General features: G+C 49.1%; 21 protein-coding genes. 9 read left to right on the forward strand and 12 right to left on the reverse strand.

The genetic code is table 11. The features are described from left to right. The gene (locus tag NOC_RS04510) at positions 1-1,305 is read right to left on the reverse strand and encodes an acetyl-CoA C-acetyltransferase (protein ID WP_002808695.1); all 1,305 of its coding nucleotides are present in this window, start codon (positions 1,303-1,305) and stop codon (positions 1-3) included. Between the two features lie 644 nt (positions 1,306-1,949). On the opposite strand from NOC_RS04510, the gene NOC_RS04515 reads away from it, so the two are divergent. From NOC_RS04515 to treS, 3 genes are all read left to right on the forward strand, one after another. Beyond that, the gene (locus tag NOC_RS04515) at positions 1,950-2,792 is read left to right on the forward strand and encodes a glutaminyl-peptide cyclotransferase (protein ID WP_002808494.1); all 843 of its coding nucleotides are present in this window, start codon (positions 1,950-1,952) and stop codon (positions 2,790-2,792) included. A gap of 472 nt (positions 2,793-3,264) precedes the next feature. Next, positions 3,265-5,253 (forward strand): alpha-1,4-glucan--maltose-1-phosphate maltosyltransferase, encoded by a 1,989-nt coding sequence (locus NOC_RS04520; RefSeq protein ID WP_002810452.1) that lies wholly within the window; start codon positions 3,265-3,267, stop codon positions 5,251-5,253. A 13-nt stretch (positions 5,254-5,266) separates the two neighbouring features. Next, on the forward strand, positions 5,267-8,581 hold the full coding sequence (gene treS, locus NOC_RS04525) for a maltose alpha-D-glucosyltransferase (RefSeq protein ID WP_002811514.1): 3,315 nt from the start codon (positions 5,267-5,269) through the stop codon (positions 8,579-8,581). Between the two features lie 36 nt (positions 8,582-8,617). On the opposite strand, the gene NOC_RS04530 is transcribed toward treS, so the two are convergent. Beyond that, positions 8,618-9,010: a cupin domain-containing protein gene (locus tag NOC_RS04530; RefSeq protein ID WP_011330493.1), complete on the reverse strand. Its 393-nt coding sequence runs from the start codon at positions 9,008-9,010 to the stop codon at positions 8,618-8,620. A gap of 89 nt (positions 9,011-9,099) precedes the next feature. Further along, complete coding sequence (locus NOC_RS04535) at positions 9,100-9,351, reverse strand: hypothetical protein (RefSeq protein ID WP_002811700.1); 252 nt, start codon at positions 9,349-9,351, stop codon at positions 9,100-9,102. Positions 9,352-9,662: 311 nt separating this feature from the next. On the opposite strand from NOC_RS04535, the gene pomA reads away from it, so the two are divergent. Further along, entirely contained in the window at positions 9,663-10,433 is a 771-nt protein-coding gene (gene pomA / locus NOC_RS04540; protein ID WP_002811271.1) for a flagellar motor protein PomA, read from the forward strand. A gap of 9 nt (positions 10,434-10,442) precedes the next feature. Then, entirely contained in the window at positions 10,443-11,285 is an 843-nt protein-coding gene (locus NOC_RS04545) for a flagellar motor protein MotB (RefSeq protein WP_002808817.1), read from the forward strand. Positions 11,286-11,298: 13 nt separating this feature from the next. On the opposite strand, the gene yqeC is transcribed toward NOC_RS04545, so the two are convergent. Continuing rightward, the gene (yqeC, locus tag NOC_RS04550) at positions 11,299-12,069 is read right to left on the reverse strand and encodes a selenium cofactor biosynthesis protein YqeC (RefSeq protein WP_002811149.1); all 771 of its coding nucleotides are present in this window, start codon (positions 12,067-12,069) and stop codon (positions 11,299-11,301) included. Positions 12,070-12,402: 333 nt separating this feature from the next. On the opposite strand from yqeC, the gene NOC_RS04555 reads away from it, so the two are divergent. Then, the gene (locus tag NOC_RS04555) at positions 12,403-12,594 is read left to right on the forward strand and encodes a hypothetical protein (RefSeq protein ID WP_002810574.1); all 192 of its coding nucleotides are present in this window, start codon (positions 12,403-12,405) and stop codon (positions 12,592-12,594) included. Between the two features lie 15 nt (positions 12,595-12,609). Here NOC_RS04555 and NOC_RS04560 read toward each other — a convergent pair whose 3' ends face one another. From NOC_RS04560 to glcF, 6 genes are all read right to left on the reverse strand, one after another. Then, positions 12,610-13,401 carry a ferredoxin--NADP reductase gene (locus NOC_RS04560; protein ID WP_002811210.1) on the reverse strand — a complete coding sequence of 264 codons (792 nt, stop codon included), beginning with the start codon at positions 13,399-13,401 and terminating at the stop codon, positions 12,610-12,612. Positions 13,402-13,505: 104 nt separating this feature from the next. Beyond that, positions 13,506-13,787, reverse strand: coding sequence for a DUF427 domain-containing protein (locus NOC_RS04565; protein ID WP_002811215.1), 282 nt, complete (start codon positions 13,785-13,787; stop codon positions 13,506-13,508). A 28-nt stretch (positions 13,788-13,815) separates the two neighbouring features. Further along, entirely contained in the window at positions 13,816-14,811 is a 996-nt protein-coding gene (locus tag NOC_RS04570; protein ID WP_002809258.1) for a FecCD family ABC transporter permease, read from the reverse strand. After that, positions 14,812-15,594, reverse strand: coding sequence for an ABC transporter ATP-binding protein (locus NOC_RS04575; RefSeq protein ID WP_011330494.1), 783 nt, complete (start codon positions 15,592-15,594; stop codon positions 14,812-14,814). Continuing rightward, complete coding sequence (locus NOC_RS04580) at positions 15,591-16,505, reverse strand: ABC transporter substrate-binding protein (RefSeq protein WP_002810271.1); 915 nt, start codon at positions 16,503-16,505, stop codon at positions 15,591-15,593. Before NOC_RS04580 ends, NOC_RS04575 begins: the two co-directional genes overlap by 4 nt. Before the next feature lie 2 nt (positions 16,506-16,507). Continuing rightward, the gene (gene glcF / locus NOC_RS04585) at positions 16,508-17,725 is read right to left on the reverse strand and encodes a glycolate oxidase subunit GlcF (RefSeq protein ID WP_002810584.1); all 1,218 of its coding nucleotides are present in this window, start codon (positions 17,723-17,725) and stop codon (positions 16,508-16,510) included. A 116-nt stretch (positions 17,726-17,841) separates the two neighbouring features. Between glcF and NOC_RS04590 the strand changes: the two genes are divergently transcribed. Further along, positions 17,842-19,038 carry a trans-sulfuration enzyme family protein gene (locus NOC_RS04590; RefSeq protein WP_002809022.1) on the forward strand — a complete coding sequence of 399 codons (1,197 nt, stop codon included), beginning with the start codon at positions 17,842-17,844 and terminating at the stop codon, positions 19,036-19,038. Between the two features lie 34 nt (positions 19,039-19,072). Here NOC_RS04590 and sohB read toward each other — a convergent pair whose 3' ends face one another. Both sohB and glcE read right to left on the reverse strand, forming a co-directional pair. Then, positions 19,073-20,050, reverse strand: coding sequence for a protease SohB (gene sohB, locus NOC_RS04595; protein ID WP_002809064.1), 978 nt, complete (start codon positions 20,048-20,050; stop codon positions 19,073-19,075). A 45-nt stretch (positions 20,051-20,095) separates the two neighbouring features. After that, complete coding sequence (gene glcE / locus NOC_RS04600; RefSeq protein WP_002808813.1) at positions 20,096-21,166, reverse strand: glycolate oxidase subunit GlcE; 1,071 nt, start codon at positions 21,164-21,166, stop codon at positions 20,096-20,098. 427 nt (positions 21,167-21,593) lie between these two features. Between glcE and NOC_RS04605 the strand changes: the two genes are divergently transcribed. Both NOC_RS04605 and dnaE read left to right on the forward strand, forming a co-directional pair. After that, positions 21,594-22,118 (forward strand): hypothetical protein, encoded by a 525-nt coding sequence (locus tag NOC_RS04605; protein WP_002810269.1) that lies wholly within the window; start codon positions 21,594-21,596, stop codon positions 22,116-22,118. 307 nt (positions 22,119-22,425) lie between these two features. Continuing rightward, the gene (gene dnaE / locus NOC_RS04610; protein ID WP_002808947.1) at positions 22,426-25,902 is read left to right on the forward strand and encodes a DNA polymerase III subunit alpha; all 3,477 of its coding nucleotides are present in this window, start codon (positions 22,426-22,428) and stop codon (positions 25,900-25,902) included. Positions 25,903-26,149 lie beyond the last annotated feature (247 nt).

Consider the following 26,149-nt stretch of genomic DNA (forward strand, 5'->3'; position numbering starts at 1 on the left):
TTACCCCCTTTCTAGTAACATAGCACCACCTTGACCTCCACCAATGCAAATAGTGGCGATACCGCGTTGGCCGTTTAAGCGTTTCAAGACATGCAGCAAGTGCAGTACAATGCGGGCTCCGCTAGCACCGACTGGATGGCCTAGAGCAACAGCCCCTCCATCCACATTGAGCCGTTTTCGATCCAATTCGCCGAAGGTTTCTTTCAAACCAAGTTCATCGCGGCAGTAGCCTGAATCTTGCCAAGCCGCCAAACAGGCCAAAACCTGGGTAGCAAAGGCTTCGTTCAATTCCCAGGCATCCAGGTCATTGAGGCTGAGTTGGTGGCGTTGCAGCAACGGGGTTGTGGCATGCACGGGCCCTAGTCCCATCTGGGCGGGATCTAAGGCAGCCCATTGGCTATCTACAATGCGCCCTATTACCGGAAGTTGGTGCTGGGTAACCGCTTGCTCTGAAGCCAATAGTAGCCAACAAGCACCGTCTGTGACTTGAGCACTATTGCCAGCAGTCACCAAGCCGTAGGGACGGTCAAAAACCGGTTTGAGCTTATTAAGCTGGGCTATTGAAGTGTCCCGGCGTAGCCCGTCATCCTGTTCAAAGAACTGACCATTAGCGGCGAACATCGGGATCACTTCGTTTAGCCAGCCACTGTCCTGAGCGTGAGCCAAGCGCTGGTGGCTTTCAAGTGCATAAGTATCCATGGCCTGGCGGTCGATGGCGAAGCGGCTGGCAAGGATTTCCGCCGTTTGTCCCATAGAAAGTCCCACCACGGGATCCGTCAAGCCCCGTAATAGGCCGATAATAGGACGCAGATGGTAGGGACGTAAACGCCCCAGTAAGCGTAAACGCGATTTAATATTACGGGCCTGGTTCCAATCCCCTAGCCAATCCACTAAGGGCCGGCTTAGCAGTACCGGCGCGTGGCTCATGGCTTCTACCCCGCCAGCCAATACCAGGCTCGCACGATCATTGGCGATGTCCAGGGCCGCGCAATCGAGTGCCTGCATGCCCGAGGCGCAATTGCGTTGCACGGTCCAGGCGGGGATATGATCCTGAATACCTAGGCGTAAGGCGGCCACCCGGGCAATGTTGGCCTCATCTGGACCGGGCATGACGCAACCTAGGATAACCTCGCTCAACATCTCGGGCTCAAAGGGCTGGCGGGCGAGTAATGGACGGCCCGCAGCGACTGCTAGGTCAGTTGCGGTGAAGGGACCGGGTTTCCCCCGGGCTTTAAGGAAGGGAGTCCGAGCACCATCGACAATATAGACTGGCCGGGGCAGGGAGCGTTGTCCACCTTGTTCCATGTTTGCCTCCGTATTTTTCGTTTTGATCTTGCCGATTAACCGCTATCTCAGGTTTTCCATAACGCTCAAATGCCTTGTCCCATGATGGTTTCGGCGGATTGCGGTGGGATTAACCGTTTAAAGCTTACTCTAGGTTACTGTTGTTAAGGGATTGATACAACTTTCATCAATCAACCCCTTATCCCTGTTTGTTAGTGCTTCCCCTAATATCAGTGGCTTCCTTTATTTTTATTTTGTTAACTCAATGATACAGAAACAATAGGTAATTTTCTGTTTATTATCAATTTTCATAGAAATAATCTTTAGAAAACAATTATATCCTATATTTTGGCATGGACTTTGATGTAAGGCATAGATAAAAGGCTAAGTCGTTATAGCGAAGACTCGCGCGAATAATTTTTTTATGCTAATTAGTAGAATCGTACGCAATGGAAAACCCCGCTCTCATTACAACTATAAAAAGAGAATGCCTGATTACCTCCAGTAAGCCTAAGATGTTAGTGGTTTTATGGGATGAGGTAGAGGTTAGCCCTTATCCAAGACAGGGTAATAAAAACAGGAATATCATAAAAGCTAAAACGAGTGCTACTTCTTGTATCAAAGGGTCTTCGCTGGTGGAACCGTGATTTTTAGTAGTCAATTCTATGGTTAGGGGGCTTGCTCTGTTGGTGTTATGGCTAGTGGCAATAGAGGTTGCTTCAAAGGCCGAATATATCCAGCCTGAAATGGTTGTAAGCCGGGGTGCCCATTTTCTAGAGCTGAATAAAACAAAGATATCCGGAAACTCAGCTTCACTTGTTTATGATTACCAAATTATTAATAGCTACCCCCATGATCCGGAAGCTTTCACGCAAGGATTAATTTTCGACGGAGGGTTTCTTTATGAAAGCACGGGGAAGCGGGGCAGATCTACATTAAGAAAAGTAGAGTTAGAGACAGGAAGTATATTACAAAAACATTCCTTACCAACCCGTTATTTTGGCGAAGGGCTAACTCTTTGGCAAGATAAGCTCATCCAACTGACGTGGCAAAGAGGGGTAGGGTTTGTTTACGATAAAAAGACTTTTGGTTTCCTTTACAAATTCTTTTACTCCACCGAGGGTTGGGGTCTCACCCATGATGATCGTCATCTTATTATGAGCAACGGCAGCTCAACTCTATCTTTCTTGGATGCAGAGACTTTTCAGCAGGTAAAACAAATTCAAGTACATGATAATGATAAATTTATTTCTAACCTTAATGAGTTAGAGTATGTCAAGGGAGAAATTTACGCCAATGTTTGGTTGACCCATTATATTGCAAGGATTTCTCCCGAGACAGGCCAGGTAAAGGGCTGGATCAATCTTGAGGGGCTGCTGGGCGAAGGGGTGTCTGATTCATCTGCCGGTGTCCTTAATGGAATCGCCTATGATGATAAGCAGGAGCGGTTATTCGTAACGGGAAAGTATTGGCCCAAATTATTTGAGATTAAATTGGTCGAGAGGTAATCAAGAATTTTATTATCCATGGTAAGGAGTCCACCAAGGGATCAGTCGGCTGGCTGTTCCTGCTTTCAAAGGTGGGAGGTGTCGCTCCGGGTCATGGAGGCGCTCATGCCCTGGCACACGGTCTGTGCTAACTATCCCCTCGCCGATAGAGCAAGCGTTGAATGAGAGTCTTCCTGAGTCGGCATTGTCATCCGAACCGTCATGCAAACTCTACTCTGCCTGGCTTGTCTCTACTATCATTTAAGCTTGGCTATGCAGGCTCTTAAATGAGAAAGCTAGAAATTAAGTGAGGATAAGCTCTGGGAGACAAACCGAAATGGTTGATATTGACTATGCTAGCATCAAGTGATCTATTCTCTAAGAATGAGAAATTGGGTTAGGCGCGGCAGAAGTGGGTAACACTAGATTTGGGAAAAAACGATGGTATCTCCCTCCCTTTACGAGGCGGTTTAGAGATAGGGGAGTATTCGCGATGCAGGGGGAAGATGGTAGAAAACGGGCAGTTATCGAACAGGTTAAACCTGAAATTGATGGCGGCCGCTTTGCCATCAAACGAACGGTGGGTGAAACTGTGGTGGTGGAGGCGAATGTGTTCACCGATGGCCATGATGCGGTGAGCTGCGTTCTGCGGTACCGTCGAGAAGATATGTCTTCTTGGAGTGAGGTGCCCATGCATCCCTTGGACGGTGATCGCTGGCAGGGGAAGTTTAAAGTCACTGCAGTAGGGCGCTATTACTATACCCTGATTGCCTGGGTAGATCATTTTAAATCCTGGCGGCAAGAGTTAACTAGGCGTATTCAGCCTGAGGATATTGTTCTTCAGCTTCAGGTGGGGGCCCAGTGGCTAGAAGCAGCGTCAGGGCGGGCTGAGGGGGAAGCTTCCCAGAGACTCAGAAATCAAGCCAAGCGTTTGGAGGGCACAGACGAGCTTAGTGAAAAATTAACCACCGCCCTGGAAGAGGAGACCTCTTTATTGATGGCCCACTATCCTGATCGGCGTTTTGCGACCTGCTATGATAAAGAATTGATCGTAGTGGTAGATAGGCCTCGGGCCCGGTTTAGCGCCTGGTATGAAATGTTTCCTCGCGCTTGTGCAACACAAGCCAGCCAGCATGGTGATTTTAAGAGCTGTGAGGCCCGTCTGCCTTACATCGCCACGATGGGTTTTGATGTGCTCTATCTACCTCCTATTCATCCCATTGGGCGCATTAATCGCAAGGGCAGGAATAATACGCTAATAGCTGGCCCCGAGGATCCGGGCAGTCCTTGGGCTATTGGGGCAAAAGAGGGGGGGCATAAGTCAATTCACCCCCAATTAGGGACCTTGGAAGATTTCCGGCGCTTTGTGGCTAAAGCGCGGGAATTCGGTATTGAAGTGGCTTTGGATATCGCTTTTCAATGCGCGCCTGATCACCCTTATATTAAGGCGCACCCGGAATGGTTCCGTTGGCGGCCGGATAACACCGTGCAATATGCAGAGAACCCGCCTAAAAAATATGAGGATATTTACCCCTTTTATTTTGAGACCGATCAGTGGCAGCCTCTGTGGGAGGAACTAAAAAGTGTGTTTCTGTTCTGGATTGAGCAAGGAGTGCATATATTCAGAGTTGATAACCCCCATACCAAGCCGTTCCTCTTTTGGGAATGGCTGATTGCAGAAGTGAAAAAAGTCCAGCCGGACGCACTTTTTTTGTCTGAAGCTTTTACCCGTCCTAATGTCATGTACCGACTTGCTAAACTGGGTTTCACCCAGTCCTATAATTATTTCCCTTGGCGGAATACCAAGCAGGAGTTAACAGAGTATTTTACCGAGCTTACCCAAACAGAGGTACGGGAATATTTCCGTCCTAATCTGTGGCCTAACACACCGGATATCCTGACGGAATATCTCCAATTTGGAGGGCGGCCAGCTTTTATGATCCGTTTGGTTTTAGCAGCTACTTTAGGGGCCAGCTATGGTATTTATGGGCCTGCTTATGAGTTAATGGAAAATATGCCCCGCAGCTCGGGCAGTGAGGAGTATCTTAACTCTGAGAAATACCAACTTCGGCTTTGGGACATTGGTCGCGACGATAGCCTCAAGGATTTTATTGCCCAAGTGAACCAAATCCGTAGAAGCCATCTTGCTTTACAGTTTGATGGGAACTTGCATTTTTATCCGGTGGATAATGAACAAATAATTTGTTACGGCAAATGGGCTGCAAATCTGGCTGACATCATTTTGGTGGTCGTGAATTTAGATGTCCATTATACCCAGTCTGGTTGGGTCGAATTGCCCTTGGAGACCTTGGGGATTGAGCCCCATCTTCCTTACCAGGTACATGATTTACTCAGCGATACCCATTACCTGTGGCATGGCCCGCGTAATTACGTAGAACTTAATCCCGCGCTCATCCCTGCCCATATTTTCCGCTTGCAGTGCCGGGTACGGACAGAGCAAGATTTCGATTCTTTTATGTGACCATGGAGTATCTATGAATCCACGGGGGGAAGAATTAGCCTGGCAAGATGATCCGCTTTGGTATAAAGATGCCATTATCTACCAACTCCATGTTAGGGCTTTTTTTGATAGTAATAATGATGGCACGGGAGATTTCCGGGGCCTTACCCAGAAGTTGGACTATATCCAAGATCTGGGCGTAAATGCGATCTGGCTGCTGCCCTTTTATCCTTCTCCTTTGCGAGATGATGGCTATGATATTGCGGATTACCGCAATATCTATCCGGATTATGGGACTCGCAGGGATGTGAGGCACTTTGTGCGGGAAGCCCACCGCCGTGGCCTCAAGGTTATTACCGAGCTAGTCATCAACCATACCTCGGATCAGCACCCTTGGTTTCAGGCTGCCCGCAGGGCGCCACCAGGATCGGCCAAACGGGATTTCTACGTCTGGAGCGATACCGATCAAAAATTTCCCGAGACCCGGATTATCTTCACCGATACGGAAACTTCCAACTGGGCCTGGGACCCGGTGGCGAAGGCTTACTATTGGCATCGGTTTTTCTCTCACCAACCCGATCTCAACCATAACAACCCCCAGGTGGTTAGGGCGGTGATCCGGGTGATGCGTTTTTGGCTGGATATGGGTGTGGACGGACTGCGTTTAGATGCTATTCCCTACCTATGCGTGCGTGAGGGAACCCATAACGAAAATCTTCCCGAAAGTCATGAGGTGCTTAAAGAGATGCGGGCTGTGGTGGACGAGCATTATCAAGGCCGCATGTTTTTGGCGGAGGCCAATCAATGGCCAGAAGATGTAAGGGAATATTTTGGTGACGGCGATGAATGCCATATGGCCTACCATTTTCCCCTTATGCCGCGCATGTATATGGCGATTGCCCAGGAGGATCGCCATCCTATTACTGAGATTATGAACCAAACTCCGGATATTCCCCAGACCTGCCAATGGGCCATCTTTTTGCGTAACCATGATGAGCTGACTCTGGAGATGGTCACCGACAAAGAACGTGACTATATGTATCAGAGCTATGCCGCTAACCCTCGTATGCGGGTGAATGTGGGCATCCGGCGGCGTTTGGCACCGTTAATGGACAATGATTTAGACAAGATTCGGTTGATGAATAGCTTGCTTTTCTCTATGCCTGGCTCGCCCATTATTTACTATGGAGATGAAATTGGCATGGGAGATAATATTTATTTGGGTGATCGCAATAGTGTGCGTACCCCCATGCAGTGGAGTCCTGATCGGAATGCGGGTTTTTCTAAGACCGATCCTCAGCGCTTGTTTTTGCCGCCTATCATGGACCCCATTTACGGTTATGAGGGCGTTAACGTGGAAGCCCAGAGCCGGGCGCCCTCTTCCCTCCTCAATTGGATGAAACGTCTGCTTGCAGTGCGTAAGAGCATTAAGACCTTTGGCCGCGGCACACTAGCATTTCTTCGTCCTGGAAACCGTAAAATCTTAGCCTATGTGCGGGAATGGGAAGGGGAAGCTATTTTATGTGTTGCTAATTTGTCCCGCTGCGCCCAGCCAGTGGAATTGGACCTCTCCCGCTTTGAAGGACGAGTACCGCTAGAATTGATGGGACATACCCCTTTCCCTCCTATTGGCGAATTGCCCTATTTGCTGACTCTGCCGGGCCATGGTTTTTATTGGTTCCGGTTGGCAATGGATGTAGCGGAACCCGCTTGGCATGAGCAGCGCTCGCCACCAGCTGAGTTACCAGTGCTAGTGTTATTTGATGGCTGGGATAGCTTATTTCCTGAGCGCGTCGATCCCTCCCGCCAGCGGATGGCCGAAAAATTGGGCAGGCAATTAGAGCAAGCATTAGGGGATTTTCTGTTAGCGCAGCGCTGGTTTGCTGCCAAAGGGGAGAAGATAGAGCGGATAGCGTTGGAGCAGATGGAGGAGTTAGGGAATTGGCTGCTGGCCAGAGTGAGGGTTGAGTTCACCGAGTCCGAAGCTCAGTCTTATTTTATCCCGTTAGCTATTGCTTGGGGAGAAGGGGATGAAGAGCCCATACGGCGCTTGCTGCCTGCTACCATCGCTAAGATTCGGCGACAAGCTCGTTTAGGTATCTTATATGATGCCTTAGAGGATATAAATTTTAGCCAAGCATTAGTCATGGCCATGGGACAGCATAGGGAGATCCTCTTTGGAGCCGGAAGATTAAAATTCTCCCCCACGACGGCTTTTGAAAAGTTGGTCTACAGTGCTTCCCTAGAGCAACTGCGGCGCCCGGCGGTGGAAGGTACAAACAGCACCTTGATTTTAGATAACCGGCTATTTTTGAAAATCTACCGTTATTTAGAAGAAGGTATCAATTCAGAGCGGGAGATAGGCTATTTCCTTACCGAAATATCGCCCTTTCCTCATATTGCCCCTCTAGCAGGTACCTTAGAGTATATAAGTCCAAAAGAAAAGGTGATAACTCTGGCTCTTCTGCAAGGTTTTGTTTCCAACCAGGGAGATGCTTGGGCTTATACCGTGGCTTATTTAGAACGTTTTCTAGAACATTGCCTCGCAAAACCGCTCGAAGAAGTTGCCACTGAATTGGACAAGAATCATGAGGATTATCTAAGAAAAATAACCCTCTTGGGCCGGCGCACGGGGGAATTGCATCAGGCGCTGGCCAAGGAAACGGGGAATCCGGCCTTTGATCCGGAACCCATTGTTTCTGCTGATTTGATATCTTGGAGAAAACGCCTGGAAGCAGATATTGAGTGCACTTTCAAGAAGCTAGCACAGCGGAAAAACACTTTTCCCGAATCACTGCGCAACGACGTAGAATGGTTTTTGAGATCCGGCGAAATCTTGCGGCAACGGCTTTGTTTAAATTCTTCCATATTGCAAACTGTCAAGACTCGCTATCATGGTGATTATCATTTAGGGCAAGTACTAGTAGCAGAGGATGATTTGGTCATTATTGATTTTGAAGGCGAGCCTGCTCGCCCCTTAAGGGAGCGTCGGAAAAAGCATTCGCCGCTGCGGGACGTAGCGGGTATGTTGCGATCATTTAACTATGCTGCTGTCGTAGCTCTGCGCCATTGTACGGCAGAACGTCCTGAAGATCAGGTTTTACTCATGCCACTACTACATGCTTGGGAGCAGCAGGCGAGGGAGTATTTTCTAACTGGCTACCGGGAGGGGATGAGGGATTGTCCTTCTTATCCTGTAGACTCGGAACAGGCTCACGACTTGATCACGCTATTTACTTTGGAAAAGGCACTGTACGAACTCCGTTACGAGCTCGACAATCGGCCAGCATGGGTGGAGGTACCCCTTAGGGGATTGCTTGCGTTTTTGGAAGAGGATGAGCAGAAATAATTTTTTCCAGACTTGCCCTTAACTTCAAGAGTTTATTTATTCAATAGGAATGAGTTCGAAACCAACCACTTCAGCCTCTCCTGAGCCAATGTTTTCCAGGGTCATCGGGAGCCCGGACTCCCAAAACGCTTGGCCTGCTTGATAGGTATGGGTTTCTCCTCCCTCGGTAATTTTCACCTTGCCCTTGATGACATAGCGTGGTCCTGGACCCTTATGGGTATGTTCCGGGGTCTTGAAGCCAACCGGAAACTGGGTGCGGTGAACCATGATCGTGGCCTCTTGCGATGGAAGTGTTACCGTTTCTTCCAACAGGGAGGCGAGAGAAGGCTTTTCCCGATCCTGGGCAGCAATGGCAAGCGAGTAGAAACTGGAAAGCAGAAAAATTGCGGCAGTGGAGTAAAAAAAGGATCGAATTCGCACGGGTGTCATCAGCTCTCTCCTTATAATCTCGTTTAAGTCTAGAACAAAATCAGAAGGCAGTGGTAGCCAAAACCTATGATGACTACCACCCAATTATCTTACATGAATTCGCTATTTTCTATTTGACCGCTAGCATTAAGTACTAGCCGCATTTTTCCATAGCAGGAAACTCGACCGGCAACACAACCGGACCCCTCCATAACGACTTCGTCAAAAGTCACATTAACGATCGCGTGATTATCGGCTTGCTCCATAAGCTCGTAATGCAGAGTTTCGTTATCTATCCACCCATTTTGGCTACAAAGCTGCGCTAATTTAGGTGTGCTTTTCAAGTATTCATCAATACCCATGGGAATCTCCTGGTTTTTTTGAGTTTACTTAAATCGCTATCTTTATATTCTAAGCGATTTTTCTATGATTTTAATAATTATTAGTAATCTATTTTTCCTGCCTATGCAACCCTATGCAACTAGCGAAGATGGGTATGGAGCTTAAATAAGGGGCTGTGTTAGTGCCGCACTGGAGTTTAGTAAACTGTTTCTCTTAACTGCAAAGGGCTAGCTGTTAGGTTAAGAATTTTACGATCTTGGTCGATACTCCTCCTGAGTTATGCGGGCATTTTCTCGCTATGCTTGTTTAATAATAACGGAGAGATATCGGCGTGGATTTAGCTACCTTGCTTGGCTTGATTGGCAGCTTTGGGGTTGTGGGGGGGGCTATTTTACTGGGCTCCAGCGTTCTGGTTTTTTTCAATCCGCCCTCCCTTTTAATTGTATTAGGGGGTACCACGGCTGTGGTGCTCATGAAGTTCTCCTTCAGCCAGTTTCTGGGATCTTTTAAAGTGGGTATGAAGGCTTTTTTGCATAAGCCTGAGAAGCCGGAAGAAATTATTAAGCAGGCAGTAGATATGGCCGGCACCGCCAGGAAGGAGGGGCTGCTGGCTTTAGAGGGCTGGGAGATTAAAAATGAATTCATGAAAAAGGGTGTCACTTTGTTGGTCGATGGCCATGATCCTGAGATAGTGCGCCGGGTGTTGATGACTGAGTTACGGCAAACCCTAAGCCGCCATGAACTGGGGCAGAAAATTTTTAAGGCGATTGGTGATGTGGCGCCAGCCATGGGGATGATTGGCACGCTGATTGGCTTAGTGCAAATGCTCTCTTCCATGGATGATCCAAAAAAAATTGGTCCGGCTATGGCGGTTGCGCTGCTTACCACCCTTTATGGGGCAATGATTGCCAATATGGTGGCTCTTCCCTTTGCCGATAAACTTGCTCTTCGGAGCAATGAAGAACGGCTTAATCGTTCCATAATTATTGAAAGCATACTTTCTATCCAACAAGGTCATAATCCGCGGGTGTTGGAAGAATTACTGCTGACTTTTATGCCCGGTTCTAAGCGTAATAATAGCCATGGAGAAAAAGAAAGGTAACCGACGAAGATGGAGCAGGACTGGGTTGCTGCCGAGGATGAATCACAGGAGGAAAGGACGGGGGCTCCGGCATGGGTCATTACCCTAGCTGATTTGATGTCCCTATTAATGAGTTTCTTTGTGCTGCTTTTATCCTTTTCAGAAATGGATGTACTCAAATACAAACAGGTTGCCGGTTCCATGAAGTTCGCCTTTGGGGTGCAGCGGGAGATTAAAGTCAAAGAGCCTCCTAAGGGTACGAGTATTATCGCCCAGGAATTTAGCCCTGGCCGCCCCCGCCCTACTCCCTGGAATGAGATTCGCCAGGATACCATTGATGAAACCAAACAAACGCTGGATTTCTCTGATGCGCCTACCCAGGATACGGAAGCGGAGGTGGCTGAGCTTCAAGATAAGCTCCAGCATGAAATCGATGAGGGCTTAATCACTATAGAAACAATTAAGGATCGAATCATTATTCGTATTCGAGAAAAGGGTTCTTTCCCCTCCGGAAGTGCTATTTTTAGTCAGGAATTTAAACCAGCTTTAGATAAGATTCGCGCTATCCTAAAAAAAATAGAGGGTAAACTTATTGTGGCAGGGCATACGGATAATATGCCTATTCAGACCACCCGCTTTCGCTCTAATTGGGAATTATCTACCGCCCGGGCTGTTTCTGTGGTTCATTATCTTTTGGCTACCCATGAAATCTCTCCTCGACGATTTGTGCTTGAGGGTTATGCCGATACCCAGCCGCTTGCGCCTAATGAGAATGCGGCTAACCGGGCCCGTAATCGACGGATAGAAATTACCGTTCTTCCTGGCGAGGGCCAAGATGGCGAATGGCGCTCAATACGAGATTTTGATGGCTAAGCCAGCGTTTAGTTTAGTGCCGGTGTACCATCCTTACTAAGGGGTTAGGGCAGTTCATACGGGTAAGTACCACTCGGTCAAAATGATCTGTGAGGCTTAGGGCTATCTTCGCGGCCGCCGCTCCTTGTGTTTCCCATGTTGGACCATCGATCATATTGATGAGGGGAACGATTTTAACTTTTCTCCCCCCTTTCAGTTGCTCTGCAGAGTTGGCTAAGAGTCTTGCTAAGTGAACGGGTTTTAGGATTTCGCCCACTTTAATTCTGATAATGGTTTGAATTCTTTCTGCCTGACAGGCAATATCTTCAGACAAAGGCTGGCCAAGGGCAAGTGCGGAAAGCACAGGAATTACATGGGTTACTTGTTCTGGGATCGCTATTTTTTCCCTACCTGGAGCTTTGATCCAGCAGCCCTGTGCTGTATCAGCATTTACTAAACTGATATCAAAACCTGCTTGACGATGGATCATTGCCACTAGAGGGGGAGGGATACCGTCTAAGTACCCCTTTTTTACGGAAGGCTGAGTATAAGCAATCAGCCGGTGGGTCTTGGCTGCCGTGCTTACCAGGGTAAGTAGTAGCTTTTCCTCGGTAATGACTTGATAAGCAGAAACTTTGTCTGGGAAGGGGGGGATAGGGGTAGTCGAAGTAATTCCTACCCGGCCTGGGTGGAGCATCGCTAAGCGATAGAGAATAGTTTTTTTGCCTCCCGCGCCCGTTAAACAAACGATGCCGCGCTCAATTTCTAGGGCGTTTAACAGTGAGTTAGATTCGCTGATTATCATGCTTTTATTACTGCGGTTTTCACCGCCAGTATGGGGAAGAGTCCTAAATTTTACTCGTCGCTGCTATGGCTTTAGCATATTGAGTTCTTTATGTGAGTCGAATAAGGTGTAAGGCTTAAACTCCATGTTGCTGGAGCCTAGGAGAATTCTCATAGGGGACGATTTTAGGGGTGTATGTTTGTGGACAATTAAAAGATCCATCCTTTTGTGATGGTTCTCATAAAGGGACTGGGTTTATATTTCAATGAAGTTTACTTTATCTAAATAGAAAATGGTGATTTTGCGCGGTTGCAAGCATGGGAGTCACAAGCCTTGTTATGGAGGAAGAGGGTGATGGGAGAGATGAGTGCCTGGGAAATGGTTTTGGTTGGTGTAATAGCGATCTTAGTTATCCTATGGTTTCGTCCAGGGATTAGAACCGCCTTGCAATACGGAAAGGAGGCGGAGGAGAGGGACTGGCGTGGATTCTTGCTCCCTCTTGCCTTCGTCGTGCTGTTTGTGATAATGCTGCTTGCGATCGCTTAAGAGCCATCCAGAAGGCTACCAATACCTTTCTACAGAGATTTGCCCAGGGTCCCGGCGGCGATTCTCCTTAAGGCCCCGCTCTTTGAGTAAGGCCGTGGCATCCCGAACCATATCCGGATTGCCGCAGATCATTACCTGGGATGACTTTGCCTCAATGGTGAGTCCCGTGCGCTCCGCCATACGGCCATCAGCAATAGCTGCGGTAATACGCCCACGGATAGCGCCTTTATAATCTTCCCGGCTGACGAGGGGAATCATGGTAAATTGTTGGGGATGCTGGTCGCGAAGGTTCTGAATAAGATCCTGATAGACGAGTTCCTCCGCCGTGCGTACGGAATGGACTAAAATAATCCGAGAAAAGCGCTGCCAGGGTTCCTGGGTTTTGAGAATGGACAGAAAGGGTCCAATCGCGGTTCCCGTTGATAGCATCCAGAGGTTGTTGGCGGTCTGGACTTGGGAAAGAGTAAGGAATCCAGCGGCTTTACGAAAAACCCAAACGGTATCGTTCGGCTCTAGTTGAGCGAGACGGTTTGATAGGGGACCATCTGGAACTCTAATAGAATAAAATTCCAAACGGGTTTCTTGGGGCATGTTAACAAAAGAATAGGACCGTGCTACCAATTCATTGTCAATGACCAAACCTAGACGGCCAAATTGCCCGGCCTCGAAGGAGTTTATCGGGGCTTCCACCTGGAGGGAATAAAGCTGCTCGGTCCAGTGGCGATTAGCGATGACTCGGCCTTCAACCCACTTACTGGGATCTACCAAGGTTTCTATTTTTGGTGTTTCTGCGATTGGTGTAGACATAGCATCTATTATTACCCGCAATGCTATCAAGTTCAATCTCTTTAGAAGGCTGCCTTTGTTGGCAGAATAGCTGTATGGCTATTGACTAGAAGAGCGGTCTGCGCTTATTCCCTGACTTCTACGCCGTGCCAGAAAGCCAGGTAATTTTTAATGTGCGCTGCTGCTTTTTTCGGCGCTGGGTAATACCAAGCAGCATCAGCATTGAGCTGGTCGCCAACGATAATATGGTAATAGCTGGCTTTTCCTTTCCACGGGCAAATTGTGTGCTTATCGCTGCCGCGAAAATACTCTTTGTTGATGGAATCCGGTGGAAAATAATGGTTATTTTCTACCACCGCAGTTTTTTCGCTTTCGGCTAAGGTAGCGCCTTTCCAGACAGCTTTCATAGGGGCCTCCCGATATAATCATCAATGCTTAAATTATACTTTTTTCCAAGGTCCGCTTTAGCAACAACCACATAAAAAAAGGCCCGCCGAGGAGGGCGGTAATAACGCCTACCGGGATTTCTGCCGGAGCAATCAAATTGCGAGCCAAAGTATCGCATAGGACGAGAAAACTTCCTCCAAAAAGCAAGGTGGCGGGCGCTAGAAAGCGGTGATCAGCGCCTACCAATAGGCGGCAGATATGGGGAACCATCATCCCTACGAACCCGATGGGACCGCAGATAGCGACGATCCCTCCTACTGTGAGAGAAGTCACGAAAAACAGCAGGCTACGTATTCTACGGACATTTAGGCCCCGGCTGGCGGCAAGCAGTTCTCCCGTCGCCAAGAGGTTGAGTTCCTGGCTGAGTAACAGGATAACAAAGGTGCCGCCGATGACAAAAGGCAATATTTCAAAGACAGCCTCAATGCCTATGATACTGAGGCTTCCCATTAACCAACGGAGAATGTGGAAAGATTGGGTGAAATCACTCAGATATTGAATAAAAAGGATGAGACTGGAGAAAAAGAAGCTAATCGCCACGCCAGCGAGAAGTATACTAGCGGCGGAGAAACCCCGGCTTACTTGGGTAAGACCGTAGACGAGCAGGATTGCTCCCAGCGCGCCGGCGAATGCAGATAGTGACAAGCCTGAAATGTTAAATAGGGCGAAGCTTAGACCCAAGCGCAGATAGAGGGCTGCGCCCAGGGCAGCTCCGCTCGCGACTCCTAGGGTAAAGGGGGTAGCTAACGGATTACGAAATAGGGCCTGAAAACTCATGCCACTGACGGCGAGGCCCGCGCCCGCAAGAAAGGCGGCCATCACTCGCGGTACTCGCAGATTCCAGAAAATTTCCGCTTCTATGTTACCTGCCGTGGATTCGAGAATAGTTTTAACAGGGATGGGATGTAGGCCCAAAAAGGGAGCGCTGCTAAGTACGCCGATTGCCAATAAAGCGAGCAGACCTAAGGTGGCAGCAGGTTTCATCTATTGGTTTTGAGCTATGGCAATGGGATGCCCTGTTTGTGGATGATGCGTAAACAGAAAGCGCTGCTGGTAAATGATTTCCAATATTCGGTTATCCGCAAACGCCTCTGGGGTCCCATTGAAAACTAAGGTACCTTCCTTAAGGGCGATAATGCGGGTGCTATAGGCGATGGCGGCATTGATATCGTGCGTGACGGTAAGGAGGGTGATTCCATGCTCACGGTTGAGTTGATCTAACAGGCACTGGATGTCTACCTGGTGTCGGGGATCAAGGAAAGCCATGGGTTCATCCAGGAGAAGGATGCTACCTTCTTGAACCAAACTGGCTGCAATAAGTACCTTTTGCCGTTCGCCGGCGCTTAAAGTATCCAGAAGGCGATCCATGAAGGGGCGAGTTCCGGTGAGCGCCAGGGCCCAGTCTGCAATTCGGTAGTCTTCAGGGCTTAAAATGGAAAAGGGACTCAGGTGAGGATAGCGCCCCATCAGTACAAATTCTTTCACCGTAAATGGAATACTTTGGCCATCCAGTTGAGGGACATAGGCCAGGGTCCGGGCCAATTCTTTTTGACTGTAGTCGGCAATTTTCCGGCCCAGCAGTTTAATGCTCCCGCTACCGTGGAAGAGGCGGAGCAGGCATTTAAGGAAGGTGGTTTTGCCTGCTCCATTGGGGCCGACGATAGCGAGCCGTTCTCCCTGGGCAATTGCTAATGAAATGTCCTGGAGGATAGTTTTTCCATTTAGGAACAAGAAAAGATCCTCGATTTCGAGGGCGGTACTGTTCATGGCTTAGCCCATTGGAGTTCCGGGTGAATGGCTCGGGCCATTTTTTCTAGGGTACGGATAAAACGAGGGCCGGGTACGGTATCAAAATCATCTGCAAAGAAATGGATGCGGCCGGTTTTTACAGCGGCTACGGTGGACAGTCTGGCCCAATCCTGTAAAAGGGCCGTATCGTCCAAATCCTGGGGCGCCGTTTGCTCAGATATCAGCTCAATGATCACCTCGGGGTCAAGGTGCATAATGCCCTCGGCAGAGAGGGGGGGTACCCGGATAAGATGTCCTTGATAAGCGTTAATCCCACCTGCAATGCGAATCATCTCATCATAGGGGTCTGCTGCCCCTGCCACAAAAATTTCTCTTAGGGGGCTTACCGGGTGGCCCATGACTACCAGGACCCGTGGCCGGGGTAAATGGGCTGTTTTAGTCCTTATAGCTTCCATCCGCGATTTGAGACTAGCTAGTAAAGTCTTCGCTTCTGCCTCTTTGCCTGTTGCCATTCCGATAATACGGATAGAGTCCAGAATATCCTTCAGCTTTTGATGTTGTACTTGCAAGGTAGAAATGCCGAGTTGCTCCAGTCTTGGTGTGAAGGTTTGATGACCGGGAAAGGTGATCACCAGATCGGGTCTGAGAGCGATTATGGCTTCAAGATGGGGGTCCAAGTATCCGCCTACCTTTGGTTTTGTCAGCGCTTTTGGTGGATAATCGCAGTAGCGGGTGACCCCCACCACTTGCTCTTCCAGCCCTAACGCAAACAAAGTTTCCGTAATGCTGGGCGCAAGGGAGATAATGCGATGATATTTTTCCGGCTCAGGCTTAACTTTTCTATTATTTTCTAAATATTTAGATTCATTGCCATGAGCACCCGTAATACCCCCCAGAATGAATAAAGCCCATAGTGCTATTTTCTTCATTATCAAGGGGGAGGAGCAAAGAGGGTGATCCAGTGTTTGACAGGCAAGGAGGATTGACTCTGAAGGTGGGTTAAACAGCCAATGTTAGCGGTAGCGATAAGCTGAGGGTGGCCGTGCTCTAATGCGGAGAGTTTGTTTGCGAGGAGGCGCTGGGAAAGATCCCGCTGCAACAGAGAATAGGTTCCCGCTGAACCACAACATAGGTGAGGATCAGGCACTTCAGTGAGGTCAAAGCCCGCCTCCTGTAGTATATTCTCCACAACCCCCCCCAGTTGTTGGCCATGTTGCAGAGTGCAGGGCGATTGGAAGGCGATGCGGCGGGGGACATGGGGAGAAGGAGTTAATAGGGAACAGTCTTCTTGGGCGAGGATTTCACTAATATCCCGGGTGAGTTCTGCGATCTTGGCCGCTTTTTCCCTATAAACCGGATCTTCGGCTAATAAGCTTCCATATTCTTTAATCATGGCGCCGCAGCCGCTGGCGGTCACCACGATTGCTTCTGCCCCTGACTCTAGTTGTGGCCACCAGGCATCAATATTTTGGCGCATAAAATCCAAAGCGGATTGGGGGGCTGAGAGATGGTGATTAATTGCCCCGCAACAGCCGCTATAAGGAGTCCGCACCAGGCTAATGCCCAGCTGATCTAAAACCCAGGCAGTGCTAGCGTTGATCTCAGGCGCCAGGGCTGGCTGGACGCAGCCTTCCAGAACTAACATCTTGCGGGAATGGAGAGCGGTTGGCCAGGGTCTCGCTTTGCTGCGGGGCGGTATATCGCGCTTTATGGCGGAGGGCAGGAAAGGGGAGAGCATTTGACCTAACCGTAATAGGATGGTAAAGCGCCGGCGATAGGGGAGCAGGGTGCGTAAGGCGGCTCGAGCGAGGCGTTCCCGAGGGGGTCTAGCAACCTTAGTAGCAACCACCTCACGGCCAATATCCACCAAGCGGCCATAACGGACTCCAGAGGGGCAAGTGGTTTCGCAGGCCCGGCAAGTCAGGCAGCGGTCTAAATGCTGTTGGGTTTTCCTGCTGACGGTTTGCCCTTCAACCGCCTCTTTTATAAGATAAATACGGCCACGAGGGCCATCTAGCTCATCCCCTAGTAGTTGATAGGTAGGGCAGGTAGCGGTACAAAAGCCGCAATGCACGCACGAGCGCAAGATGGCGTCAGCTTCCCGCCCCTGGGGTGTATTTTTAATAAAGTCTGCTAGCTGAGTTTGCACGTTACTAAATATCTTATCTGCTTTTCTGGTCTAATGTTATAACCATTATCTCTATGATAGGGGATGATTGAAAAGGGTGAAATGAGTGTAGAGGGCGATCCGGGGAGAGCGAATTGATGAAAAAAGAGCAAGAACAGGGTTTTACTACCCAAGTGATTCATGGCCACAATGAAAAATTGGATCCCGTACATGGCTCTACTACCCCGCCTTTGTATTTGAATACCGCTTTCCTTTTTGAAAATGCAGACCAAGGAGCAAGGCGCTTTGCTAGGGAGGAAGAGGGGTATGTCTATGCCCGGATGGGGAATCCTTCCGTGGAGATGCTCGAAAAACGCCTTGCGCTCCTTGAAAATGGGGAAGCGGCCGCAGCTTTCGCATCGGGTATGGGGGCGATTTCGAGCCTATTGCTCCACTTAGCGCAACCGGGGGACCATATTATTTCAGTGCGTGAAATCTATGGGGGAACTTACGCATTTTTTGAGGGGCAACTTAAGCGCATGGGGTGCAGCATTACTTATTTTAATCCCGCCGCACCGGATTTAGAAGCAGAGCTGGATGCCCAATATACCTCCCATAGCCGGGTTTTGTACTTGGAAACCCCCTCCAATCCCTCCCTAGCCTTGGTAGACCTGGAAGCTTGCAGCCGTTGGGCCCATAAACGGGGTCTTGTTACCGTGGTGGATAACACTTTTTGTACGCCCTACTTGCAACGTCCGTTGAATTTTGGGATAGATTGGAGCGTGCACAGCACCACAAAATATCTTAATGGCCATGGCGACTGCGTGGGGGGCGTGGTTATCGGCACCGAACCAGCCATTCAAGCTTTACGCCAAGAGGTACAATGGCATTTTGGCAATGTGCTTTCCCCCTTTAATGCCTGGCTGACTCTACGCGGCTTACAAACCCTTTCATTGCGTATGGCACGGCATTCAGAAACGGCGCTAACGGTGGCTCGTTTTCTGGAAGAACACCCAAAAGTACAGCGGGTGCATTATCCGGGACTTCCTTCCCATCCCCAGCATGAGCTGGCGCAAAAACAAATGGCGGGCTTTAGCGGGATGATCTCTTTTTCTCTTGCTAGTCGGGAAGCCGGTCCCCGGCTGCTCAATAACTTGCAATTATGTTTGCTAGCGGTAAGTTTAGGTCATGTAGCAACACTGATTGAGCACCCGGCTTCCATGAGCCATGCAGCTTACTCGGAGGAAGAGTGTCGGGCTGCAGGATTGGATACCGCCCTGGTTCGCCTCAGCGTAGGGTTGGAAGAGGCTACAGATCTGATTGCAGATTTAGAACAGGGATTGGAGAAAGTCTAGCTTCGTTAGCACATTTTTAAACTATTGCCGCACCCTAGAAGGGACCTAGGGTTCTGTCACTCGCCGCTTGAGTCCGTGCCAGAAATCGTTCAGCGAAAGTTTTTTTGACAGTGTAGGTGACTTTATAGAGATTAGCGGTTTTACAAGCTTCAGCTAAGTAATCATCGCTGGTTTCGAGATCATCTATGAGGTTAAGTTTCTTGGCTTGAATGGCGTGCCAATGTTGGCCCGTGGCAGTTTGTGAGAGATCCATATCAGGGCGGTAGCGGGCAACAAATTCTTTGAATAATTGGTGGATATCCTCCACTTGCTTTTTAGCCAACTCACGATCCTGATCGGTGTTAATGCCAAACAGCGTAACCGTTCGTTTTAATTCGCCCGCTTTGATTTGCTCAAAGTCTATGCCGTGTTTATCCAGTAGACGGTGGAAATTGGGCACCTGCATCAAGGCACCAATAGAGCCGATGATAGCAAACGGCGCGGCAATAATGCGGTTCCCCACGCAAGCCATCATATACCCCCCGCTGGCTGCTATTTTATCCACGGCGATGATCAATGGAATTTGTTTTTTCCTGATTCGCTCCAATTGGGAAGCCGCCAGCCCATACTCATGAACCAATCCGCCTCCACTTTCCAATCGGAGTAGTATCTCATCTTCTGGTGTTGCCACGCTGAGTACCGCAGTAATTTCTTCCCGTAACGAGGCTACAGCCGTGGCTCTAATATCCCCATGAAAATCAAGCACGAAAACACGTTTGGTGTATTTTTGTTTATTTTTATGGGCCTTTTCGGACTTGAGCTTTTTTACGAATTCCTTCTTTGGCATGAGGTGCATCATGAGCGTCCGGGTCATACGCTCATAATATTTATTAAGATGCTTAATCTCCAATTTCTCGGCGGCCTGCACTCGGCTTTTCGATGAGATTGATGACCTTATTAGCAATGCGATTAATATTACGATAGTAAGCGTTTTTGCTAGAAAGAGCCCATATTCAGAGAGGAGTTCGCTCATGTATCTTGGTTCCCATGCTGGAATAAAGAAAAAGTATTGAGTAGGCTAGAATTCCTGGTACATTCGTCCTGGATTCAGAATGCCATGGGGATCGAAGGCTCGTTTGAGATGTTGATGTAGCGCCATGAGTGGGGGAGATAGGGGGTGAAAGACCTCGCCGCTACGATCTCCACCACGGAATAGAGTGGCATAACCGTTGATGCTCTCGGCGGCAGGGCGTATCGTTTCTGCAGTCAATTCGGAGCGAAACCAGCGTTGGGCTCCGCCCCAGCCAATTTTCCATTCCCCCGGCAGATCGATGGGTGGTGTTGTGGCGGGTACCGACCAGCGCCAAAGAGGGGCTGTGCTTCGTTGGAAAAAAAGATGGGTTTGTTCTCGCACTTTTTCCCAGAACTTTGTGCTGTCGCTCAGTTTATCGCCTCCAACCTTGTTGCGCGCAGCCTGGATGCTCTCTTCAGAGCCGGATAGACGTACGTAAAGATGCTCTCCGTCAAAAGCACACGCTGAAAGGGGAAGGGGCTGGGCTGCCCAGACATTGAACAGGCGAATGGCATTGTGGGCATCCCGTTCTTGGGAGAGTGTGATTTCCATGGGAGGACGGGGCGAAACCTTTAGAGAGACTTCCAGCAGCACCCCTAGGGTACCAAGGCTACCTGCCATCAAGCGGGAGATATCATAGCCAGCTACGTTTTTCATCACCCGTCCGCCAAAGCGTAGCACCTGGCCCCTGCCGTTAATAATCTGTACCCCTAATATCATATCCCGGACTGCTCCCCCATAGGGTCGGCGTGGGCCGGAGAGGCCGCTAGCTACAGCGCCGCCTAGGGTAGCGTTGGAGCCGAAGTAAGGGGGTTCAAAAGTAAGCATTTGGCCCTGCTCGGCAAGCAGCGTTTCAATTTCGGCCAACGGTGTTCCCGCACGGGCAGTGACGACGAGTTCGGTGGGTTCGTAGCTGGTGATGCCCTGGTGTTTGCCTACGTTCAGGGGCGTACCTTTTAGGTGACGGCCATAAAAAACTTTGGTATTACCACCTATAATTCGCAAAGGGGTTTGAGCCGCTGCCGCAGTACGGACGGTTTCCTGAAGTTCTTCGCTGCTGTCATGAGTGCGCATCATTAACACCGCCTACCTTATAAATTCTATCCTTATCGATTTTTAAGGATAGTATATTGGTCTGCTCTCAGGTTCAAATAGTAATAGCTGGTTAATGGCTTCCGCCCCTAAGGACGGTGTTGATCGGGATGTTTCTTCGGTTCTTCTGGAAGCGGCGCGCATCACTAAGCCGTGGAATTCCTAACCAAATTGTTTGTATTCCTCGAGTTAAGTAGCTTAATGAAGAAAATAAGGAAGGCTGCTAGTAGTCTCCTGTTTTGTACGTATGGCGTCTTGATCAGAGGGGGGGAAATTGCTTAAATTGTGCCACCGATGATAACCCCCTGTCATGGTAAGGAATATAGTAGCCTAATTAAGCGGGTGGACGTCGGAGTGATAATAATTATTTTTGGATATATCTTTAAATTGGATAGTTACGAGCTAAAAATTTATGAAACATTTTGCTTATCGTTCTATGGTGCAGTTGCGCCTGTTAGGTTTAATTTTCACGGCGATGGTGGCGAGTACGGCTTGCAGTGAAGCCGAGAAATCAGCAAGCAAACCCGCTGTCCCGGTGACCATATCAGGAAGTATGAATGGAGAGGATGGGCCGATTAAGGAGGCCAAGCTAACTGCTACGGATAGCCATGGTGAAGTAATTACCACTGCCGAGGTAAGCGGCCGTGCCCGTTATCAGTTGGAGTTGCCTGCTGGCGCGGCTTATCCAGTGATCATCTCGGCAATTTATCCTCGTTCTACAAAGATAGAGAAATCGGGCCAAGGAGAGGTCAAAGCCGTGGTTATGGAGGCTAGCAGTTCCACCGTTGAACTTAGCCCGAGATCGACGGCTATTGTTAATATGGCGCTTGCCCGTGGCGGCCTTACCCTGGAGAACTTCAAAGCTGCATCGGCCGCTGCCCTTAATTTAGGCGCTGGTTCGGGTGGCGGTTCTGGTGGTGGTCACGGAGGACATTAAAGTTTATGGAGCAGTTTTGATGGCTCTCCTGGAGCTGTTTTGAAATTTCCCGCTGTTTTGAGAAAGTCGGGGGGGACAAGTCTGCGCCTTTTACGGGCTTTCCCCACCGGATTTCTATATTCATAAAATTTTTTTAGAACCTCGTCGTTTTTACCAGACTAAGACTTAATTTTGTAGGGCTCCTAGGGTTTAATTTAAGCATTTAAGCATTTAAGCATTTAAGCAGTTAGTTCGCCTACCGCTTAGCCGGAATATAAGTATCGGTAGTGTGTTAGCAGACGCTAGCCCATCACATAGTCAAATCATTATGGCTCCATCCTTCGTTCACCTTCGTCTGCATACTGAATATTCCTTAGTGGATAGTCTGGTGCGGATCCGCCCCCTTATCCAGGCTACCAGTGAAGCGGGTATGCCAGCGGTGGCTGTGACTGATCAGAGCAATGTGTTTGCAATGATCAAATTCTACCGCGCTGCTCAGGCCGCGGGGGTAAAACCTATTATTGGTGCCGATATTTTTCTCGTGGGTTCAGGAGAACACAGCCGGGTTAGCCGATTTACCTTGCTCTGCCAAAATGAGCTAGGCTACCGTAATTTATCAAGCTTGCTCTCTCGTGCCTATAGGGAAGGTCAATATCAAGGTATCCCCCGGTTGCAGTGGGATTGGCTACAAAATTTGAATGATGGTTTGATTATCCTTTCCGGAGGCAGGGAAGGCGATGTGGGTCAGGCTTTGTTGGCTGGCAACGATATCCAGGCCGGAAAATTGCTGGAACGATGGCAAGCTCTCTTTCCAGGACGTTATTATTTGGAGTTGCATCGTACCGGCAGAGAAGGTGAGGAAGATTATCTCCATGCAGCTATAGCACTCGCTTTAGCTCGTGATACTCCTGTTGTGGCAACCAATGATGTTCGATTTCTCAGACCCCAGGACTTTGAAGCCCATGAAGCTCGGGTTTGTATTCATGAAGGGCGGACCTTAAACGATCCGCGCCGTCCTCGCCATTATAGTGAGCAACAGTATTTGCGAACGCCCTCGGAAATGACGGAGTTATTTGCGGACCTGCCTGAAGCTCTGGAGAATACGGTAGAGATCGCCCGGCGCTGTAACCTCGAACTTACGCTAGGGAAGCATTATCTTCCCAATTTTCCGGTGCCAGAGGATTTGAGCATCGAAGCATTTCTAGCAGCAGAAGCCCGCCGGGGACTGGAGCAGCGGTTAGTAAAGCTTTATCCACGGGAGGCAAAGCGGGAAACTGAGCAACCTGCTTATGAAGCACGCCTTGCAGAGGAACTGGCTGTAATTAACCAGATGGGGTTTCCAGGTTATTTCCTCATCGTCGCTGATTTTATCCGTTGGGCTAAAAAGAATGGGATTCCTGTGGGGCCAGGGCGTGGCTCAGGAGCAGGTTCCCTGGTTGCTTATGCGTTACAAATTACTGATCTAGACCCACTCGCTTTTGATCTTCTCTTTGAGCGATTTTTAAACCCCGAGCGCGTGTCCTTGCCTGATTTCGATATCGATTTCTGCATGGAGCGTCGGGATCGGGTGATCGACTATGTGAGCCATTATTATGGCCGGGATCATGTTTCCCAGATTATTACTTACGGCAGTATGGCTGCTAAAGCAGTCGTGCGGGATGTGGGCCGGGTGTTGGGGCATCCCTATGGTTTCGTAGACCAAATTGCCAAACTTATCCCTTTCGATCTCAAGATGACTCTGGATAAGGCTCTGGCAGAGTCCGAGGGATTACGGTCCCGTTATGAAGGGGAAGAGGAAGTTCGATTCCTTATCGATTTGGCCAGAAAGCTTGAAGGATTAATCCGAAACGCGGGCAAACATGCAGGCGGGGTCGTGATCGCGCCCAAGAAATTGACTGAGTATGTTCCTTATTACTGTGAGCAGGGGGCAAGCGGGGTAGTCACCCAATTCGACAAAGATGATATTGAAACCATTGGCTTGGTCAAATTCGATTTTTTGGGTTTGCGTACGCTAACCATCCTCGATTGGGCATTGCAGGCCATTAACCGGCAACGGACCCAGCAGGGAGAGGCTCTTCTCGATTTGGCGCTTCTTCCCATGGATGATCCAAAAAGCTATGCGCTGCTCAAGCGCTGCGCCACAACGGCCGTGTTTCAATTGGAATCCCGTGGCATGAAGGACCTCATAAAGCGGCTTCAGCCCGATTGTTTTGAGGATATCATTGCTTTAGTCGCCTTATTCCGACCTGGCCCCCTTCAGTCCGGCATGGTGGATGATTATATCAACCGGAAACATGGTCGCGCCCAAGTAAATTATCCCCACCCTGCCCTTGAACCTATTCTTAAACCTACCTATGGAGTAATTGTCTATCAGGAGCAGGTGATGCAAATTGCCCAGGTTTTGGCGGGATATACCTTGGGGGAAGCTGATTTGCTGCGCCGGGCCATGGGCAAGAAAAAGCCTGAAGAAATGGCCGAACAACGGGCTATTTTTACAGCGGGAGCGAAGGCACGCGAGGTCGATGAAAAGACAGCAACGGCCATCTTCGATCTCATGGAAAAATTTGCCGAGTATGGGTTTAATAAATCCCATTCTGCGGCCTATGCGGTAATTGCCTATCAAACAGCTTATCTTAAAGCCCATTACCCCGCCTCTTATATGGCGGCGGTGCTTTCCGCGGATATGGACAATACGGAAAAGGTAAAGGCATTTGTTGAGGAATGCTGGGCCATGAATTTGGATCTGCTTCCTCCTGATGTGAATGCCAGCAATTATTCTTTTTCCGCCCAGGGTGAGACTGCTATTCGCTATGGCTTAGGTGCGATTAAAGGCGTGGGAGCGGCAGCCTTGGAGGGGATTATCAAGGTGCGGGAGCGGCATGGACCTTATCAGGACCTTTTTGAATTCTGCCGCCGTATTGATTTACGCAAAGTTAGCCGAAGAGTCCTGGAAGCCTTAATTCGGGCGGGTGCTCTGGATTCTTTGGGGGTTGAGCGGGCGACGCTAGAAGCCTCTTTAGAAACTGCTCTGGCGTTAGCGGAACAGCATTGCCGCAATGCTTCTCTGGGACAAAATGATTTATTCGGCCTTGATTTGGTATCGGAAGAGGGGGAGGCAGGGAATTATGTCGAAGTCAGGGAATGGGATAAAGAACAGCGGTTGGCGCTAGAGAAAGAGACCTTAGGGTTGTATCTCAGTGGTCATCCTATTGATTGCTACAAACAGGAGCTTAAGCAGATAGCACCCTGTCGGATAGTAGAACTTATTGATCGAGCAAATAACCGACAGAGCCGTAACCAGCAGATTGTTATAGCGGGCTTGGTCGGCTCTGTGCGTACTAATAAAGCACGCCAGGGGGGACGCAATGCCTTTGTAACGCTGGAGGATGGAAGTGCCCGGTTGGAGATTAAGGCCTTTGCCGAGGTTTTCGATAAATATCGGGAACGGCTACAGCTAGATCATATCGTTGTCATTGAAGGCGCGTTAAAATGGGACTCTTATGCCGATAGCACTGCCGTTACGGCGGAGAAAATCTACAGTATTGCCGAGGCCCAGGAAGTTTTCGCAAAAAGCCTGGAAATCGGATTGGATGGAACTCGCATGGGGCAAGAGGTTATCGCCGAGTTAGCGCAGATTTTAGCACCTTTTCGGCAGGGCCGTTGTCCTGTTGCTATTGACTATCGTAATAGGATTGCCAGCGCCCGGCTCATACTGGGTGAAGAGTGGCAAGTTCGGCCTAATGAGGTGCTGCTTGCCCGTTTGCGGTTACTGCCAGGGGCGGAACATGTGCGAATAAGTTATTAGCTTATTCCTCAATATGTCTGTTTTTAGCGACAGAATTTTCTGCTTTTTTCAGCCTGGCCCAGAAATTTGGTAGTTAAAATAATATGGCCTCTATTTTGCTTGCTCTATAATTAAACTACTATAATCTTTCTCAATATATTTAGTGTTACCACCACTTCGCTTAATTTTGCAACAGAGCTCAAAGACTTTCAGGCACCCAAAGGTAGAATTATGGCGATCTCTGGGAACAGCGCTCTATGAACGGGAT

This window comes from Nitrosococcus oceani ATCC 19707, assembly GCF_000012805.1.
Taxonomy (GTDB): Bacteria; Pseudomonadota; Gammaproteobacteria; order Nitrosococcales; family Nitrosococcaceae; genus Nitrosococcus; species Nitrosococcus oceani.